The following is a 1,678-nucleotide window of genomic DNA, read 5'->3' as shown; positions in this document are numbered from 1 at the left end:
CCGCGTGATCAGCCGCATGGTCGACATCGTGATGATCCGCACCTACGAGCAGACCAAGCTGGAGCGCTTCGCGGCGCACTCGCGGGTGCCGGTGATCAACGGCCTGACCAACGAGTACCACCCCTGCCAGATCCTGGCGGACCTGTTCACCTTCATCGAGCAGCGCGGCATGGACCGCCGCGGCGCGATCGACATGGACTGCCTCAAGGGGCGCGTGGTGGCCTGGGTCGGCGACGGCAACAACATGGCCAACACCTGGCTGCAGGCGGCGGAGATCCTGGGCTTCACGGTGCACGTGAGCACGCCCAGCGGCTACGAGATCGATCCCGCGGTCGCCGGCATCAAGGACACCCGCTGCTACAAGGTCTTCCAGGACCCCAAGGAAGCCTGCCGCGGCGCGGACCTGGTGACCACGGACGTCTGGACCAGCATGGGCTACGAGGCCGAGAACGAGGCGCGCCGCGCCGCCTTCGCGGACTGGTGCGTCGACGCGGACATGATGGCCGTGGCCAAGCCCGACGCGCTGTTCATGCACTGCCTGCCGGCGCACCGTGGCGAGGAGGTCGCCGCCGAGGTGATCGACGGCCCGCAATCGGTGGTCTGGGACGAGGCCGAGAACCGCATGCACGTGCAGAAGGCGCTGATGGAGTACCTGCTGCTGGGCCGGATCGGCTGAGCGGCGGACCACGCGTCCACCGGCACGACCAGGCCCGCCTCGCGCGGGCCTTTTTCCGTGCGGCGCGGCCGCGCTACTTCGCGACAGCGAGCGGCTTGAGCCCTTCCTCGTAGGAGCCCGCCGGATAGTGCTTCTGCACGGTCTTCCAGGCCGCGCCCGAACGCGCGCTGCGCTCGAGCGCGTCGGCGAGCAGTTCGCGGTCCTTCGCCACGAGGTGGCGCGACAGGTAGATCCCGCTGTCGGTCCAGGTGAGCTCGGTCACCGGCTCCAGCCGCAGCCGCTCCAGCAGCGGTCGCGTGCGCGAGTCCTGCAGCAGCGTCCCCGCCAGGATCGAGGGCGCCATCACCGTGACGTCGGCCAGGCTGCGCTCCAGCGCGCGCACGACCGCCGCCGGATCGGCCTCGACCACCAGGCGGCGCTGCGCCTTGAGCGTCCTGAGCAGCTCCAGGTAGGGCTCGCCATAGTCGAAACCGCGCACCACCGCCACGCGCAGTTCGCGACGCTCGGCCAGCGCGGCCAGACTCTCGATCGGCGCGCGGTCGGAGGCCAGCGAGATCAGCAGCGCCCGGGCCTTCATCACCGGAATGAAGTCGCCGTGCAGGTCGCGCTTGGAGGTCCGGGTCGCCGGCACCAGGACGTCGGCGCCGTTGGCGGCGAACATCGCCTCGACGCGCGCCCGCGGCACGACGGTGAACTCGAACTGGCAGCCGGTCTCCGCGGCCACCTTGCGCATCAGCTCCGGGAAGACGCCGCTCACCTCGCCGCCCGAGGTCACCACGCTCATGCCGATGGGCGCCACCGGCACCCGGATCGGACGTGTGCAGTCGGCCCGCGCCGTCCCGGCGACCAGGCCCAGTGCGCAGAGCAGCCAGCCCGCGACACGCCAGGGCGCACGCGTCCAGCGATCGATCGCCGCCGGCCCCGCGCGCCCGCGCGCGGGCCGGTCCGGCCGCCCGAATCCCCACGTCGTCATCTTTTCTTCTCCCGTGCCGGCGCTGCCGC

2 protein-coding genes are annotated in these 1,678 nt (G+C 71.5%); one reads left to right on the top strand and one right to left on the bottom strand.

Features of this window, described 5'->3' with window-relative positions; translation table 11 throughout:
* The coding region (locus tag FUT87_RS26855; protein ID WP_147242958.1) for an ornithine carbamoyltransferase at positions 1–676 on the top strand (676 nt) is incomplete at its 5' end.
* Between the two features lie 73 nt (positions 677–749).
* Here the strand turns inward: FUT87_RS26855 and FUT87_RS26850 are convergent.
* Positions 750–1,678: ABC transporter substrate-binding protein (locus FUT87_RS26850; RefSeq protein WP_222617314.1), on the bottom strand; the 929-nt coding region annotated here is incomplete at its 5' end.

This window comes from Mitsuaria sp. TWR114, assembly GCF_007997345.1.
This window is presented reverse-complemented; position numbering and strand designations above follow the sequence as displayed.